Raw genomic sequence first — 15,585 nt, forward strand, 5'->3', positions numbered from 1 at the left:
CTGGACTGCTGATGACCGGAGGAACCGCTGAGGCGGCCGCCACCACCCGGAGAGTGTTCTTCGGTGCCTACACGACGTGGAGCGGTGGCGCCAAGGGCATCGGCATCGGCACCTACGACACCGTGACCGGGCAGCTGAAGACGACCGGCGTGATCTCGGGCGTGGTCAACCCGTCCTTCGTGATCGAGTCGAAGGACGGCAGGTTCCTCTACGCCGTCAACGAGAACACCAAGGGCGAGGTCACCGCGATCAACGCGGCCACGCTCAAGGTGATCAACAAGCAGGCGACCGGCGGCGCCGACCCGTGCCACCTGACGCTCGACCCGTCCGGGAAGTTCCTGATCACGGCCGACTACTCGTCGGGGTCCTTGAGCGTCTTCCCGGTCAACGCCGACGGCAGCCTCGGCGCGCGGACGCAGAAGGTCCAGCACAAGGGGTCAGGTCCGAACAAGGAACGCCAGGAGGGCCCGCACGCGCACCACATCGTGTTCGACACCGCCGGCAAGTACGCGGCGGCCGTCGACCTCGGCGCGGACTCGGTCTTCGTCTACTCGTTCACCGGCGGGAAGCTGACCCAGGTCTCGCAGGCGAAGGTCAAGCCGGGAGCCGGACCGCGCCACATCGCGTTCCACCCGGACGGCAGGACGGCCTACGTGGCGAACGAGCTGGACTCGACGATCGTGACCTGCGCCTACGCGAACGGGACGCTCACGCCGGGCCAGGTGCTCAAGACCGTGCCGTCGGGCAGCCCGACGAACTACCCGGCCGAGGTGCTGGTCTCGGCGGACGGCAAGCACGTCTACCTGTCCAACCGCGGGCACGACAGCATCGCGCACTTCGCGGTCGGCGGCAGCGGGCTGACCATGGTCGGCACCACGGCGGTCGGCGGCAAGTACCCGCGGCACATCACGTTCGACCCGACCGGGTCGCTGCTGTTCGCGGCCAACCAGAACTCGAACAACGTCACGTCGTTCACGGTGGACAAGGCCACGGGCAGGATCACGCCGTCCGGCACCGCGCTGCAGACCGCGATCCCGGTCTGCGTGCTGCCCACACGACTGGGTTAATGCCCTTCTAGTCGATCGTCCACAGTGGTACTCCGGCTCTCATGGGTCTTATGGCTGGAGTCCTCGCTGTCGCACTGCTGGCGCCCGCGCCGTTCGCACCGGAGTACGTCGCACTCGGCGACTCCTACGCGTCCGGCGCGGGCGCCGGTTCCTATGTGGACGGCTCGTGCCGTCGCAGCTCGAACGCCTACCCGGCGTTGCAGGGCAAGGAGTTCCCGTCGTTCAAGTTCGTGGCGTGCAGCGGTGCGACCACGAAGTCGCTCAAGTCGCAGCTGCGGGCGCCGACCCCGGCCACGACGCTGGTCACGATCACCATCGGCGGCAACGACCTGGGGTTCGCCGACGTGCTGACGACCTGCACGCTCAGCGGTGACAACGCGTGTGCGAAGCGGGTGGAGAAGGCCAGGGAGTTCACCCGCGACGAACTGCCCGCGCGGCTCGACGCCACCTACTCGGCGGTCAAGGTCGCCGCGCCGAACGCCGAACTGGTCGTGCTCGGTTATCCGCGGCTGTTCACGCCGACCGACGACTGCCGCACGCTGTCCGTGAGGAAGCGGGCCTCCCTCAACGACGCCGCCGACGAGCTGTCCGGGGTGGTCGCTGAGGCTGCTGGACGAGCTGGAGCGCAGTACGTGGACGTGAGGGAAGCGTTTGCGGACCACGGTGTCTGTGCTGATGAACCGTGGATCAACGCGCTGGTCAGTCCGACCGCCGACTCCTACCACCCGAACAGGGCCGGTCAGGTCGCGTACTTCAAGGCGTTGACTTCCCGCAGTAGGTAAGTTCAGACTTACCGTTCGTGGAGACTTACCAAACGGCGTTCGCGGCGCTCGGCGACCCGACCCGCCGCGAGATCTTCACGCTGCTCGTGGCCGGGCCGCGGGCGGTGGGGGAGATCGCCGCCGAGCTGCCCGTCTCGCGGCCGGCCGTGTCGCAGCACCTCAAGGTGCTCAAAGAGGCACGGCTGGTCCGCGTCGAGGCTCTGGGCACCCGGCGGAGGTACTCCGTCGACCACGTGGGGGTGGCCGCGATGCGCGACTACCTCGACGACGTCTGGGGTCAGGCACTCGCGAACTTCGCTGCGGTGGTGGAGGAGACATGACAGAGGTCCGGAGATCCGTGCTGGTCAACGCCTCGGCGGAGCACGCCTTCAAGGTGTTCACGGAGAAGTTCGTGACGTGGTGGCCGTCGGCGCACCACATTGGCGAGGCGGACCTGAAGGACGTCGTCGTCGAACCGCGTGAAGGCGGGCGCTGGTACGAGATCGGCACTGACGGCGCCGAGTGCGAGTGGGGTGCCGTGCTCAAGTGGGAGCCGCCGTCGCGGTTGCTGCTGGCCTGGCACCTCGACGGTGACTGGGATTACGACCCGGACCCGGCGCGGGCCTCCACGGTCGAGATCACCTTCACGCCCGAGGGCCCCGGCACCCGCGTTGAGCTGGTGCACAGCGCGTTCGAACGGCACTTCACCAAGCCGGACCGGGTGCGCGAAGGCGTCTCCGGCGACGGTGGCTGGGGCGGTATTCTGGTCGGCTTCGGGCAGGCGTTCGTGTGATCATGCGCGGGTGAGTCTTCTGAGGGAGGTCACGGCCACCCGCTATGTGACGCCGTTCCGCGAGGGCGGGTCGATGCCGGGGCTGGTCGAGGCCGACGACCTGGGTATGTACGTGGTGAAGTTCCGCGGCGCGGGGCAGGGCGTGAAGGTCCTGGTCGCCGAGATCGTCGTCGGCGAGCTCGCACGACGGCTGGGCTTCCGGATACCCGAGATCGTCCTGGTGCACCTCGACCCGGAGCTGGCGCGCGCGGAACCCGACCAGGAGGTCCAGGAGCTGCTGCGGGCCAGCGGCGGCCTCAACCTCGGCCTCGACTACCTGCCCGGCTCGTTCGACTTCAACCCGATCGTGCGCGACCCCGGCGTCGAGCTCGCGACGAGGCTGCTGTGGTTCGACGCGCTGGTGCTCAACGTGGACCGCAGCTGGCGCAATCCGAACATGCTGCTGTGGCACCGCGAACCGTGGCTGATCGACCACGGTGCCGCGCTGTACTTCCACTACTCGTGGAGTGAAGAGCGCCCGGCCACCAAGGAGTACCGGTACGACTCGTCGGACCACGCGATGCTGCCGAACGCCGGTGCTCTGTCCGAAGTGGACGGCGAACTGGCCGCGAAGGTCACGCCGGAGCTGCTCGACGAGGTGCTCGCGCTCGTTCCCGACGAGTGGCTGGAAGGCGATCCGGCCGAACTTCGTCAGCGCTACAAGGACTTCTTCACCTACCGCCTCGCGAACCGCGGCTGGGTCGACTCGCTGGAGGCCGCGCGTGCCGCACGTGTTTGAGTACGCGCTGCTGCGGGCGGTGCCGCGGCAGGAGCGGGGCGAGTTCATGAACGTCGGCGTCATCGTCTACTGCGCGCCGCTGGACTTTCTCTGCGCCATGACCTATGTGGACGGTGAGAGGCTGCGGGTGCTGGACCCGCACCTCGACGTCGAGACGCTCGAATCGTCGCTGAAGCACCTCACGAACTCCTGCGACGGCACCCCCGAGGCGGGGCCGGTGAGCAGGACGACGGTCGGGCAGCGCTTCCGCTGGCTCACCGCTCCCCGCAGCACGATCGTGCAGACGTCACCGGCCCACACGGGCTGGACCGACGACCCGTCGGCGGAGGTCACCCGGCTTTTCGAGGCGTTGGTGCTCCCACCCCGGTAGGTTTCGTCGCAACCTAAAGGGACGAACGGCGTCTCTAGTTGCAAAGCGAAACTGATGCGATCGGGGTTGGCGACAAATGAGCGCTGGGTATCACCACGGCTACCAGCAGCCGCGGCGTCCCATGCCGCCGCAGCGGCCGATGAAGAAGAAGAGGCGTCCGGGACGCGTCATTCTGGTGCTGCTGCTCGTCCTGGTGCTGGGCACGATCGGGTTCGGGTTCTACGTCGACTCGACGCTGACCCGGATCAACGCGCTGCCGGACTACGAGGGCCGTCCCGCCGAGACGCCGGGCACCACCTGGCTGCTCGTCGGATCGGACGCCCGGGAAGGCCTGACGCAGGAGCAGAAGGACGCGCTCGCCACCGGTGACGCCGCCGGACGGCGGACCGACACCATCATGATGCTGCACCTGCCGGACAACAGCGCCGCCAAGCCGGTTCTGTTGTCGATTCCGCGTGACTCCTACGTCGCGATCCCGGAGAACGGCCGCAACAAGGTCAACGCGGCGTACGCGTTCGGCGGGCCGCAGATGCTCGTGCAGACCGTCGAGGGTGCGACCGGCGTGCGGATCGACCACTACATGGAGATCGGCTTCGGCGGGTTCTCCGACATGGTGGACGCGGTCGGTGGGGTGGACATCTGCCTCGACGAGCCGATCAAGGACCCGCTGGCCGGCATCGACCTGCCCGCGGGCTGCCAGGAACTCGACGGACCGCAGGCGCTCGGGTTCGTGCGGACCCGCGCCTTCGCGACCGCCGACCTGCAGCGCGTGCAGAACCAGCGCAAGTTCCTGTCGGCGCTCTTCGAGAAGGTGAAGAGCCCGGCGACGCTCGCGAACCCGTTCCGCGTCATCCCGCTGATGAACGCGGCGTCCGGAGCGGTGTCGGTCAACGACGACGACCACGTGTGGCACCTGGCCGGCGTCGCTCTCAACATGAGCGAGGCGACGAGCGGGACGGTGCCGGTCGGGTCCACGCCGACGGTGCCCGGTGCGGGCTCGGTCGTGCAGTGGAACAAGGAGAAGGCGTCCGAGCTGTTCGACCTGATCAGCAAGGACCAGCCGGTGCCCGCCGAGCTGATCGCCCCTCCGAAGTAGTTCCTACGACTTGACGGGCTCGGGCGTGGGCTCCGAGCTGGTCAAACCGGCCTCCTGTGCGATCTCGTCGAGCTCGCGCAGGAGGTCGTCGTAAATAGGCGTTGTGGACATGGTGTAGCCCCCTCTTGCGGATCTTCCCCCGTTCAGGTGACGGGAGCTTACGCCTCGATACCCGATCTTCATGCCAGATATGCGTCCAGGACGCTAAATGTTGGCTAAAGCCACCTCGTGACCAGGCGTTATGTGGGCTCGCCACATGTTGATCACGCCGCGTGACGCCTACCGTTTCCAGACATGTCGAGTGTCACGGGTCACAGCGCGCTGGTCACCGGCGCCGCGAGCGGCATCGGCCTGGCCTGCGCTCGCGCACTGGCCGCCGCCGGCGCCGAAGTTCATCTGGTGGATCGAGATCCGAAGGTCCTCGCCCTCGCCGAGGAGCTCGGCGGTGCCGGTCACGTGCTCGACCTGATGGACCCGGTCGACGCCTTGCCCACCGAGATCGACATCCTCGTCAACAACGCCGGCGTGCAGCACGTCGCGCCCATCCACGAGTTCCCCGCCGAGCGCTTCTCGGCGATGCTGGAACTGATGGTGGGGGCCGCGTTCCGGCTCACCAAGCACGTGCTGCCGCACATGTACGCGCGCGGCTGGGGCCGGTTGGTCCACATCACCAGCGTGCACGGCATTCGCGCCTCCGCCTTCAAATCCGCCTACACCGCGGCGAAACACGGCCTTGAGGGGTTCTCCAAGGTCGCCGCCCTGGAAGGCGCGCCGCACGGCGTCACGTCCAACTGCGTGGCCCCCGGATATGTGCGGACCCCGTTGGTGGAGAAGCAGATCGCGGATCAGGCGAAAGCGCACGGGATTCCCGAGTCGGAAGTGCCCGAGAAGATTTTCCTCCAGCGCAGCGCAGTCAAACGGATGATGGAGCCTTCCGAGGTGGCCTCGGCAGTGCTGTGGTTGTGCGACAACAGTTTTGTCACCGGTACGTCGTTGGCCGTCGATGGCGGCTGGTCAGCTCAATGAGGAGTTGTCGATGATCAAAAAAGTGGTAGGCGCCTCGCTCATCGGAACAACTGTCGAGTGGTACGACTTCTTCCTCTACGGCTCGGCAGCCGCCCTGGTGTTCAACAAGCTCTTCTTCCCGACCGCGGATCCGTTGAACGGCACGCTGCTCGCGTTCACGACGTACGCGATCGGCTTCCTCGCACGGCCGTTGGGCGGCCTGGTGTTCGGCCACTTCGGCGACCGGGTGGGACGCAAGAAGCTGCTGGTGCTGTCGTTGCTGCTGATGGGTGGCGCGACGATGCTGATGGGTGTGCTGCCGACCTACGCGTCGGTGGGCGTCCTGGCGCCGATCCTGCTCACGCTGCTGCGGCTGGTGCAGGGCTTCGCGCTCGGCGGTGAGTGGGGCGGGGCCGTGCTGATCGTCTCCGAGCACGGTGACGCGAAACGGCGCGGGTTCTGGGCGTCGTGGCCGCAGGCCGGTGTGCCGTGCGGAAACCTGCTGGCGACGGCCGTCCTGGCGATCCTCGCGGCGGTGCAGTCGGACGCGGACTTCCTCTCGTGGGGCTGGCGCATCCCGTTCCTGCTCTCCGGTGTGCTCGTGGTGATCGGGCTGTGGATCCGGCTGACGGTGTCCGAGTCGCCGATCTTCCTGGCGGCGCAGGAGAAGCGCGCGAAGGAGCCCGTGCAGGAGAAGGCACCCGTGCTCGTGCTGCTCAAGCACAACTGGCGCGAGGTGCTGATCGCGATGGGCGCGCGGTTCGCCGAGAACGTGTCGTACTACGTGATCACCGCGTTCATCCTGGTGTACCTGACGACCGGGCTCGGGCTGTCGAAGTCGGTGGGGCTCAACGCCGTGCTGATCGCCTCGGCGGTGCACCTGGTCGCGATCCCGATCTGGGGCCATCTGTCCGACAGGTTCGGGCGGCGGTCGATCTACCTCGTCGGCGCGGTCGGCATCGGCGTGTGGATCTTCGTGTTCTTCCCCATGCTCGACACCAAGGACCCGGTGCTGATCACGGTGGCGGCGACGGTCGGACTCGTGCTGCACGGCGCGATGTACGGGCCGCAGGCGGCGTTCTTCTCGGAGCTGTTCGGCACGCGGGTGCGGTACTCCGGCGCGTCGATCGGCTACCAGCTGGCGTCGATCGCGGCGGGAGCGCTGGCACCGCTGATCGCGACGGCGCTGCTGAAGGCCTACGGCACCTCGTTCCCCATCTCGATCTACGTGGTGATCACGTGCGTGATCACGGTGGTCGCGATCCTTTTGTCCCGCGAGACCCGTGGTGCGGATCTGGAGGATCGTGACAGGGTTGGGGTGTGACACGACGGCGTGAGGCCGAACTGGCGGCGTTGTTCGAGACCGCGTCCGAGCTCGCGGGCATGCGCGACACGGACGCGGTTCTCCGCTCGATCGTGCGCAGAGCCAGGACGCTGCTCGGGACGGACGTCTCCTACCTGTCGATGAACGACCCGGCCGGCACCTACATGAGGGTGACGGACGGGTCGTTCTCCCCGTTGTTCCAGAAGGTCCGGCTCGGCCTCGGCGAGGGCCTGGGCGGGCTGGTCGCGCAGACCGCGCGGCCGTACGCGACCTCCGACTACTTCGCGGACGCCCGGTTCAACCACACGAACCCGATCGACTCGGCTGTGCACGACGAGGGCCTGACGGCGATCCTGGGCGTGCCGCTGAAGCTCGACTCGAAGGTCATCGGCGTGCTGTACGCGGCCGACCGCACCTCGCGGGAGTTCCCGGCCGAGGAGGTCGCGCTGCTGCAGTCGCTGGCCGACCACGCGGCCATCGCGATCGACACGGCGTCGTTGTTCGCGACGATCCAGTCGCACAACGAGGCCATGAAACGGGCAGAGGAAGCGCACGACCGGCTCACGGACCTGGTGCTGCGCGGCGGTTCCTCGGCCGAGGTCGCCGCGGCGGTGGGGGAGTTGCTCGGCGGGCAGGTCGAGGTGCTGGACACCGTGCCGACGCCGGCGGTGCGGGCCAACGGACGGGCCGTGCTGCTCGACGACGTCTGGGTGTGCGCGGTGCTGGCCGGGTCCGAACTGCTGGGCGGCATCGCGCTGACCGGGTGCCCGGACCTGCCGAACGTCGACCGGCGGTTGTTCGAGCGGTCGGCCGTGGTGACGGCGTTGTTGTTGCTGCTGCGCCGAACCGTGGCCGAGGCGGAGAACAAGGTCCGCGGCGAGCTGATCACCGACATCTTGGACGGGCGGGACGCGGCCGGGCTGCTGGCGCGAGCACGCCGGGTGGGGGTCGAGCTGTCCGATCCGCACGTCGTGCTGGTGGCGGATGGAAACCTTTCCGGGGCCACGCACTACGCGTCGGTCCACAGAGGACTCGCCGGGTCGCGGGACCGGGACGTCGTGCTGGCGTTGCCGTCGAGGTCGACGGACGTCGCGCGGGAGGTGGCGAAGGTGCTGGACGCGACCGTGGGCGCCTGCGGGCCGGTCGCGGGGCCGGTGGCCATCGCGGCGGCCTACGAGGAGGCGCGGCGGTGCCTGAAGGCGTTGCGGCAGCTGGGCCGGGAGAAGGACGCCGCGACGATGGACGACCTCGGGTTCGTCGGCGTGCTGCTGGGCGACCGCGCGGACGTCTCCGGCTACGTGCGGTCGGTGATCGGCCCGGTGCTGGACTACGACTCCGAGCGCGGCACGGAACTGGTGCACACACTGGAGGTCTACTTCCGCTGCGGCGCGAACCTGAGTCGCGCCAAGGCGGAGCTGCACCTCCACGTCAACACGGTCACCCAACGGCTCGACCGGGTCACGTCGCTGCTCGGCGACTGGCAGTCGCCGGACCGCGTGCTGGAGGTGCAGCTCGCCTTGCGGCTACTTCGCCTGCAGGGATGAGATGGCGTCCCCGGCGGCGGCGTCGGAGTGGCCGAACGGCTTGGCGATCAGCATGTAGACCAGGCCGACGCCGACCACGAGCGCGCCGCTGAGGATCACGACGTAGTTGTCGTACCAGGGCCCGTCCGGGGTGCGCGGCCAGACCATGTTCACCATCGCCGCGACGCCGTACGCGAGCGCCAGCACGTTGACGATCAGGCCCCACCGGCCGAGCGTGAACTCGCCGGACGGCGTCCAGCCCTTGAGCCTCGCCCGCAGCGCCGCGAACACGACCATCTGGAAGCCCAGGTAGATGCCGAGCGTCGCGAACGACACGATCTTGTCCAGCGCGTTGGTGGACAGCATCGACGCGATCACGATGACCGCCGGGACGATGCCGGCCAGCGCGAGGGCGTAGGGCGGGATGTGGCGCTTCTTGTTGAACTTCGCGAGCGCCTTGTGCCCGAAGATCATCTTGTCGCGGGCGTAGGAGTAGGTCAGGCGGGACGCGGCCGCCTGCAGCGACATCGTGCAGGACAGGAACGAGATCAGCACGACGCCGATCACGATCTTGTAGCCGACCGGGCCGAACGCGTTGGTCAGGATGTTCGTGACCGGGTCGGCGTCCTCGCCGCTGATGACCTTGCCGAAGTCCGGCACCGCCAGCAGCAGCGACAGGCACGCGAACGTGGCCGCCGCGCCGCCGATGTAAATGGTGCGGCGCATGGCCTTCGGGATGACGCGGCCGGGGTCCTTGACCTCTTCCGCGGTGTCACCGCAGGCCTCGAAGCCGTAGTACTGGTAGAGCCCGATGATGCCCGCCGCGAAGAACGCCGGCAGGTAGCTGCCCGAACCGCCCGCGCCGAAGCTGTCGAACAGCACGCCCAGGCCGTGGACGCGGTTGTCGACCAGCAGCCAGATGCCGACCACGAGCGCGCCGACGATCTCCGCCGCGAACCCGAAGATCGCGGCCCACGACAGCACCTTCGTGCCCGCGTAGTTGATGAGCGTGGAGACCACGATGATCGCGATCGCGCACAGCACGGTGTTGCCGACGTTGGCGGTGTAGCCGAGAAGTGTTGCCAGATAAGGGCCCGCGCCGTAACTGACGGACGCGATCGTGACCAGCAGGGCGATCATGTAGACCCAGCCGGTCATCCACGCCCAGCGCTTGCCCCACAGGCGGCGTGCCCAGGGGTACACGCCGCCCGCGACCGGGTACTGCGCCACGAGTTCGCCGAAGATGAGCGCGACCAGGAACTGGCCGACGCCCGCGACGACGAAGCTCCAGATCATCGGCGGCCCGCCCAGGGCCAGCGCGACGCCGAACAACGTGTACGTGCTGACCACGGGGGAGAGGTAGGTGAAGCCCAGCGAGAAGTTCGCCCAGGGACTCATGTCCCGTTTGAACTCCGAGGTGTAGCCGAGGTCCTTGAGCCTGTCTTCCGCTGTCGCTGTCACCTTCACGCCTCCTTGATCAGGTCCGCGGCGCGTTCTCCAATCATGAGCACCGTGACCATGGGGTTCACGGTGGGCATGGTCGGGAACACGGACGCGTCGACGACCCGGAGGCCTTCGAGTCCGATGACCTTCAGGTCACCGTCCACAACGGACCCGATGGCACAGGTGCCCGCCGGGTGGTAGACGGTGTGGGCCGCTCGGCGGCCGTACTCCGACAACGCCTCGTCGCTCGTGACGTCCGGGCCGGGGGCGATCTCCCGCTTGAGCCACGACTTCAGCGGCTCCTGCTCGGCGATCTTCCGCGCGATCCGGAACCCGTCGACGAGGGTCTGCTCGTCGTAGCCGTCGGGGTTCATGAAGTAGCCGAAGTCGAGCTCAGGCTTCTCCTTGGGATCACTGGACTTCAGCCACAGCCTGCCCTTGCTGTGCGGCCGCGGGATGTTCGGCGTCATGCAGACCCCGTGCTCCACCGCCGGGTAGCCGAGGCGTTCCGTGTTGGTGGTGAACGGGATCTGGTAGAAGTGGAACATCAGGTCCGGCCGCGGGTCGGACTCGTCGCGCCGGATGAACAGGCCGGCGTCGGAGTCCATCACCGAGTTCTCCGGCAACGGTTTCGTGGTCTCCCAGACGATGACCGACTCCGGGTGGTCGAGCAGGTTCTCACCGACACCGGGCAGGTCGTGCTTCGGCTCGATGCCGATGCTGCTCAGGTGCTCGGCGTCGCCGATGCCCGAGAGCATCATCAACCGGGGCGTGTCGATGGCGCCCGCGCAGAGCAGAACCTCTTTGTTCGCCTCGACGTAGCCCTTGTCGGTGTGCACGCCGATCGCGCGGTCGCCGTCGAACTCGATCCGGCCGGCCCAGGTGTTGAGCAGCAGGGTGAGGTTCCCGCGGTCCAGGATCGGGTGCACGTAGGCGGTCGACGCCGACGACCGCTGGTTGTTTTTCTCCGGGTGGTACGCGATGGAGAAGAAGCCGACGCCGTCCTCGAACGGCGCGGCGTTGAAGTTGTCGATCTCCGGGACGTCGACGGCCTTCCGCGCGGCGGCCACGAAGTCCTTGGCGATCGGGTTCCGGTCCTTCTCCACCACCGGGATGATGTTGAGCTGGACCTTGTCGTAGTACGGGCCGACCGCGTCCCACGTCCAGCCGTGCCCCCAGCCGTCGAGGTCCTGCGGCAACGGCTTGAAGCAGATCAGCGTGTTGTGGCTGGAGCACCCGCCGAGCACCTTCGCGCGGCTGTGCCGGATGTGGGAGTTGCCGCGCGGCTGCTCGACCGTCGGGTAGTCGTAGTCGTACTCGGTCTCCAGCAGGTTGATCCAGTTGCGCAGGTTCAGGATCTTCTCGTCGCCGACGTCGGAGGGACCGCCCTCGATGACCGCGACCGTGACGTTCTCGTCTTCGGTGAGTCGTGCCGCGAGCACGCAGCCCGCCGTTCCGCCGCCGACGATCACGTAGTCATATGCGGTCACTGGCTGGAGTCCTTTCGCGCGAACCAGTTCTGGGCTTCAGGCTTGAGGTTCTGGTACACGTGCTTGGGCTCGGTGTACTCGTGCAGGCCCGCGGTGCCGAGCTCGCGGCCGACGCCGGAGCGCTTGAAGCCGCCCCACTCGGCCTGCGGCAGGTACGGGCCGAACTCGTTGATCCAGACCGTGCCGTGCCGGAGCTTCTTCGCGACGCGCTGCGCCTTGTCGAGGTCCTGGCTCCAGACGCCGCCGGCGAGGCCGTACTCGGTGTCGTTGCCGAGCCGGACCGCGTCCTCCTCGGTCTCGAAGCGCTCGGCCGTGATGATCGGGCCGAACGTCTCGTCCTGGACCAGCTTCATGTCCCTGGTGCAGTCCGCGTAGACGGTGGGACGGAAGAAGAAACCGTTCTGCAGTTCGGCTTCCTCAGGTCGCCTGCCGCCGGCCTTGAGGGTCGCGCCCTCCTGCCTGGCGACCTCGACGTAGCTCTCGACCTTGGCGCGGTGCTCGGCGCTCACGAGTGGTCCGGACTCGGTGTCCTCGTCGAAACCGTTGCCCAGCTTGATGAGATCGGCCCGGCGCGCGACCTCGTTCACGAAGTCGTCGTAGACGCTGCTGTGCACGATGAGCCTCGTGCCGGACGAGCAGACCTGGCCCGCGTGGAAGAACGCCGCCGTGAGCGCGTAGTCGACGGCGACGTCGATGTCGGCGTCCGCGAAGACGATGTTCGGGTTCTTGCCGCCGAGTTCGAGGGCGACCTTCTTCACGGTCTTGGCGGCCGACGCCATGATCCGCTGGCCGGTCACGAGGCTGCCGGTGAACGAGACCAGGTCGACGTCGGGGTGCTCGGACAGCGGCGCGCCGACCTCGGGACCGGTGCCGAGCACGAGGTTCGCGACCCCGTCCGGCAGTCCGGCCTCGGCCAGCAGCTCGAACAACTTGATCGTCGTGAGTGGAGTGATCTCACTGGGCTTGGCCACCAGGGTGTTGCCGGCCAGCAGGGCGGGCGCGATCTTCCAGGAGACCTGCAGCAGCGGGTAGTTCCAGGGCGCGATCAGGCCGCACACGCCGACGGGTTCGTAGTCGACGCGGCTGATGACGTCCGCCGGGGCGCCCTGGACGATCTTCGGGTGCAGCAGGCCGGCGAGGCCGCCGTAGTAGCGGAACACGGCGGCGACGTCGTCCACGTCGATGCGGCTCTCGACCAGCGTCTTGCCGGTGTCGAGCGTCTCGGTGCGGGCGATGTCCTCCTTGTCGCGTTCCAGGAGGTCCGCGACGCGGTTCAGCACGGCGGCGCGGTGTTCGGGGCTGGAGTGCTGCCAGTCGCCGTCGTCGAAGGCGTGGCGTGCCTTGGCGATCGCTGCGATCGCCTGGTCGCGGGTCTGCTCCTCGACCTCGGTGATGACGCTCTGGTCGAAGGGGTTGATGATCTGCCGCACCGGCGACACGAGCTGCCTCCCTGTTTCGTATGTCCACGAAGGACATTCGGGTGTAGCCGGTCGCCGGTGGCGTTAAACCGTGACGACCGTTACTTCAGACTCCTGCGGAGCCGGGTGAAAAGTCGTGCGTTGCTCATGGCCACGATGCCAACGATGTCGTCCGGGTGCTCACCGTCTCGATAGGTCGCGACGAACTTCCTGTCCTCGATGGACCCATCTTCTACTCGAACGTCGTCCGTCGCCCGTCCGATGAACTGGATCCGCACGCCGTACTGGTCGGACCAGACGTAGCCGCCGTTGGTGTGCGTCGCGACGGTCTCGCCCGCGAGCAGGTTCCGGGTGGCGATCTGCGCCTGCTCGGTCGCCGACGTCCAGTGCTCGGCGCGGTGCCCCGCGCAGTTCGCGACGTCTCCGACCGCAATGATGTTCTTCACGTTCGTCACGCCGCCCGCGTCGCAGACGACGCCGTTGCCGAGGTTGACCGGTCCGCCGGTGAGCCAGTCCGTCGCCGGGCGGGTGCCGATGCCCGCGACGACGACGTCGGCGTTGACGACCCGGCCGTCCGCGAGGTTGATTCCGCCGTCAACGTTGACTGAGTCAACATTGATTCCGGTGATCAACGTTGATCCGTGGTCGCTGTGCAGATGTCCGCACGCGGTACCCATCTCGGCCCCCAGCACGCGCGTGAGCGGCGTGGGGAGTGCCTCGACGACGGTGACGTCCTTGCCGAGCGCACGCGCACTGGAGGCGATCTCAGCCCCGATGAACCCGGCGCCGATGACACCGACGTGCTGCGCGGTGCCGAACGCCTCGCGGAGCTTGATCGCGTCGTCCAGCGTGCGCAGGACGTGCGTGCCGGGGATCGTGCGCGGCAGGCCGCCCGTCGCGATGACGATGCCGTCGGCCTCGACGGTGGTGTCGTCGCTGAGCGCGATCTCCCGGGTGGAGAGCAGCCCGGTGGCCCGCACGCCGAGGCGCCACTCCGCGTTGAGCGCGTCGATGTCCTCCTGGTCCGCGAGCGGCACCGCCTCGACCTTGCCGAGGAGGAAGTCCTTCGAGAGAGGAGGCCGGTCATAGGGCAGATGGATCTCATCGCCGACGACGACGAGCCGTCCGTCGAACCCCTGCTGGCGCAGTGCCTGCGCCGACCTCAAACCGGCGAGTGAGGCGCCGATGATCGCGATCGTCTTCACGCCACGTCCTTGTTCACTTCGACATCGACATAGACCTCTCCATCATTCACGTGGACGGAGTAGGTCTTCACCGGTCTTTTGGCGGGCAGACAAGTCGCCTCGCCGGTGCGAAGGTCGAAGCTCGCGGCGTGCAGAGGGCACTCCACGAAGCACCCCTCCAGCCACCCCTCGCTCAGGGAGGCGTCCTGGTGGGTGCAGGTGTCGTCGATGGCGTAGACGACGCCGTCGGCGTTGAAGACCGCGATCGGCGCATGAGGGCCGACGATGCGAACCGCCTCCCCTGGGGGCAGGTCCATGAGAGCGCAGGCGCGGATCATCGTCGGCCTCCGTTGCGTGACGCGGCACACGTTCCGAATGACGCAACACAATGTGAGCCTCGCGAGACCCGTCGTCAAGAGTCCAGCTGGTTGTTTTGCCTGCCGGTTACTGTTGCGCGATGAGCAACTCCGACTCGGCAGCTCAGGTGCAGTCCGTGGACAGAGCCATCAGCGTGCTCGAACTGCTGGCCCAAGGTGAGGCCGGCATCACCGAAATCGCTGGTGAGCTCGGTGTGCACAAGTCCACGGTGTCCAGACTCGTCTCCGTGCTGGAGTCGCGTGGCCTAGTGGAGCAGCTCGGTGAAAGAGGTAAATACGCCATCGGTTTCGGGGTCGTCCGCCTGGCCGGTGCGGCCACCGGACGGATGGACCTGACCAAGCTCGGCCAGCCCGTCTGCCAGACCCTCGCCGACTCGTTCGGCGAGACCGTCAACATCGCCGTGCACGACGCCGGCGTCGCCATCAACATCACCCAGGCCCGCGGCTCCGCCGCCGTCTCGGCCGTGAACTGGATCGGCCAGCGCACGCCCCTGCACGCCACCTCGTCCGGCAAGATCCTGCTCGCCTACCTGCCGGACGACGAACGCAAGCGGCTGGCGTCGCAGCCGCTCGACTCCTACACCGAGAACACCGTCGTGGACGCCTCGCAGCTGCTGGTCGAGCTGAAGGCCATCGCCGCGCAGGGGTTCGCGGCGTGCTTCGAGGAACTGGAACTGGGGCTGCACGCGGTGGCCGTCCCGGTGCGCGGGCATCGCGGTGAGGTGGTCGCGGCGATGAGTGCGTCGGGGCCGTCCTACCGGCTGTCCCGGCAGCGGGTGGAGGAGATCGTGCCGACGATGACGTCCGCGGCCGCGGACCTGTCGGCGCAGCTCGGTTACTTCGCCGGCTAGAACGTGTCGGCGCCGCCGGGTTCCGGCGGCTGAACGGCGGTATTGACAGCTGGGCCCCCGAGCCGCAGTTTGTTGCAGATAGCGGAACGAGTTCTGTTACTCGCA

The 15,585-nt window shown here is 67.8% G+C and carries 16 protein-coding genes; 11 read left to right on the top strand and 5 right to left on the bottom strand.

The window, feature by feature from the left end:
- Nucleotides 1-11 precede the first annotated feature (11 nt).
- From ACIQF0_RS00405 to ACIQF0_RS00450, 10 genes are all read left to right on the top strand, one after another.
- Nucleotides 12-1,067, top strand: a complete 1,056-nt coding sequence (locus tag ACIQF0_RS00405) for a lactonase family protein (protein WP_401023161.1) — start codon at nucleotides 12-14, stop codon at nucleotides 1,065-1,067.
- A 50-nt stretch (nucleotides 1,068-1,117) separates the two neighbouring features.
- Nucleotides 1,118-1,849: an SGNH/GDSL hydrolase family protein gene (locus tag ACIQF0_RS00410; RefSeq protein WP_401023162.1), complete on the top strand. Its 732-nt coding sequence runs from the start codon at nucleotides 1,118-1,120 to the stop codon at nucleotides 1,847-1,849.
- A gap of 17 nt (nucleotides 1,850-1,866) precedes the next feature.
- Nucleotides 1,867-2,169, top strand: coding sequence for an ArsR/SmtB family transcription factor (locus ACIQF0_RS00415; protein WP_401023163.1), 303 nt, complete (start codon nucleotides 1,867-1,869; stop codon nucleotides 2,167-2,169).
- Nucleotides 2,166-2,621 (top strand): SRPBCC family protein, encoded by a 456-nt coding sequence (locus ACIQF0_RS00420; protein WP_401023164.1) that lies wholly within the window; start codon nucleotides 2,166-2,168, stop codon nucleotides 2,619-2,621. The genes ACIQF0_RS00415 and ACIQF0_RS00420 overlap by 4 nt, the downstream gene beginning before the upstream one ends.
- 10 nt (nucleotides 2,622-2,631) lie before the next feature.
- On the top strand, nucleotides 2,632-3,399 hold the full coding sequence (locus ACIQF0_RS00425) for a HipA family kinase (RefSeq protein WP_401023165.1): 768 nt from the start codon (nucleotides 2,632-2,634) through the stop codon (nucleotides 3,397-3,399).
- Nucleotides 3,383-3,769 carry a DUF3037 domain-containing protein gene (locus ACIQF0_RS00430; RefSeq protein ID WP_401023166.1) on the top strand — a complete coding sequence of 129 codons (387 nt, stop codon included), beginning with the start codon at nucleotides 3,383-3,385 and terminating at the stop codon, nucleotides 3,767-3,769. The genes ACIQF0_RS00425 and ACIQF0_RS00430 overlap by 17 nt, the downstream gene beginning before the upstream one ends.
- Nucleotides 3,770-3,845: 76 nt before the next feature.
- Nucleotides 3,846-4,865, top strand: coding sequence for an LCP family protein (locus tag ACIQF0_RS00435; RefSeq protein ID WP_401023167.1), 1,020 nt, complete (start codon nucleotides 3,846-3,848; stop codon nucleotides 4,863-4,865).
- Nucleotides 4,866-5,159: 294 nt separating this feature from the next.
- Nucleotides 5,160-5,891 (top strand): SDR family NAD(P)-dependent oxidoreductase, encoded by a 732-nt coding sequence (locus ACIQF0_RS00440; protein WP_401023168.1) that lies wholly within the window; start codon nucleotides 5,160-5,162, stop codon nucleotides 5,889-5,891.
- Nucleotides 5,892-5,901: 10 nt separating this feature from the next.
- Nucleotides 5,902-7,194, top strand: coding sequence for an MFS transporter (locus ACIQF0_RS00445; RefSeq protein ID WP_401023169.1), 1,293 nt, complete (start codon nucleotides 5,902-5,904; stop codon nucleotides 7,192-7,194).
- Entirely contained in the window at nucleotides 7,191-8,738 is a 1,548-nt protein-coding gene (locus tag ACIQF0_RS00450) for a helix-turn-helix domain-containing protein (RefSeq protein WP_401023170.1), read from the top strand. Before ACIQF0_RS00445 ends, ACIQF0_RS00450 begins: the two co-directional genes overlap by 4 nt.
- Here the strand turns inward: ACIQF0_RS00450 and ACIQF0_RS00455 are convergent.
- From ACIQF0_RS00455 to ACIQF0_RS00475, 5 genes are all read right to left on the bottom strand, one after another.
- Nucleotides 8,718-10,178, bottom strand: coding sequence for an APC family permease (locus ACIQF0_RS00455; protein ID WP_401023171.1), 1,461 nt, complete (start codon nucleotides 10,176-10,178; stop codon nucleotides 8,718-8,720). The genes ACIQF0_RS00450 and ACIQF0_RS00455 overlap by 21 nt on opposite strands.
- A 2-nt stretch (nucleotides 10,179-10,180) precedes the next feature.
- Nucleotides 10,181-11,650, bottom strand: coding sequence for a GMC family oxidoreductase (locus ACIQF0_RS00460; protein ID WP_401023172.1), 1,470 nt, complete (start codon nucleotides 11,648-11,650; stop codon nucleotides 10,181-10,183).
- Complete coding sequence (locus tag ACIQF0_RS00465) at nucleotides 11,647-13,089, bottom strand: aldehyde dehydrogenase family protein (RefSeq protein ID WP_401023173.1); 1,443 nt, start codon at nucleotides 13,087-13,089, stop codon at nucleotides 11,647-11,649. Before ACIQF0_RS00465 ends, ACIQF0_RS00460 begins: the two co-directional genes overlap by 4 nt.
- Nucleotides 13,090-13,169: 80 nt before the next feature.
- Complete coding sequence (locus ACIQF0_RS00470; protein ID WP_401023174.1) at nucleotides 13,170-14,273, bottom strand: NAD(P)/FAD-dependent oxidoreductase; 1,104 nt, start codon at nucleotides 14,271-14,273, stop codon at nucleotides 13,170-13,172.
- The gene (locus tag ACIQF0_RS00475) at nucleotides 14,270-14,590 is read right to left on the bottom strand and encodes a bifunctional 3-phenylpropionate/cinnamic acid dioxygenase ferredoxin subunit (protein WP_360046740.1); all 321 of its coding nucleotides are present in this window, start codon (nucleotides 14,588-14,590) and stop codon (nucleotides 14,270-14,272) included. Before ACIQF0_RS00475 ends, ACIQF0_RS00470 begins: the two co-directional genes overlap by 4 nt.
- A 119-nt stretch (nucleotides 14,591-14,709) precedes the next feature.
- On the opposite strand from ACIQF0_RS00475, the gene ACIQF0_RS00480 reads away from it, so the two are divergent.
- Nucleotides 14,710-15,480: an IclR family transcriptional regulator gene (locus tag ACIQF0_RS00480; RefSeq protein WP_401023175.1), complete on the top strand. Its 771-nt coding sequence runs from the start codon at nucleotides 14,710-14,712 to the stop codon at nucleotides 15,478-15,480.
- Nucleotides 15,481-15,585: the final 105 nt, after the last annotated feature.

The organism is Lentzea sp. NPDC092896 (assembly GCF_044754905.1).
In the GTDB taxonomy this organism is placed as follows: Bacteria; Actinomycetota; Actinomycetes; order Mycobacteriales; family Pseudonocardiaceae; genus Lentzea.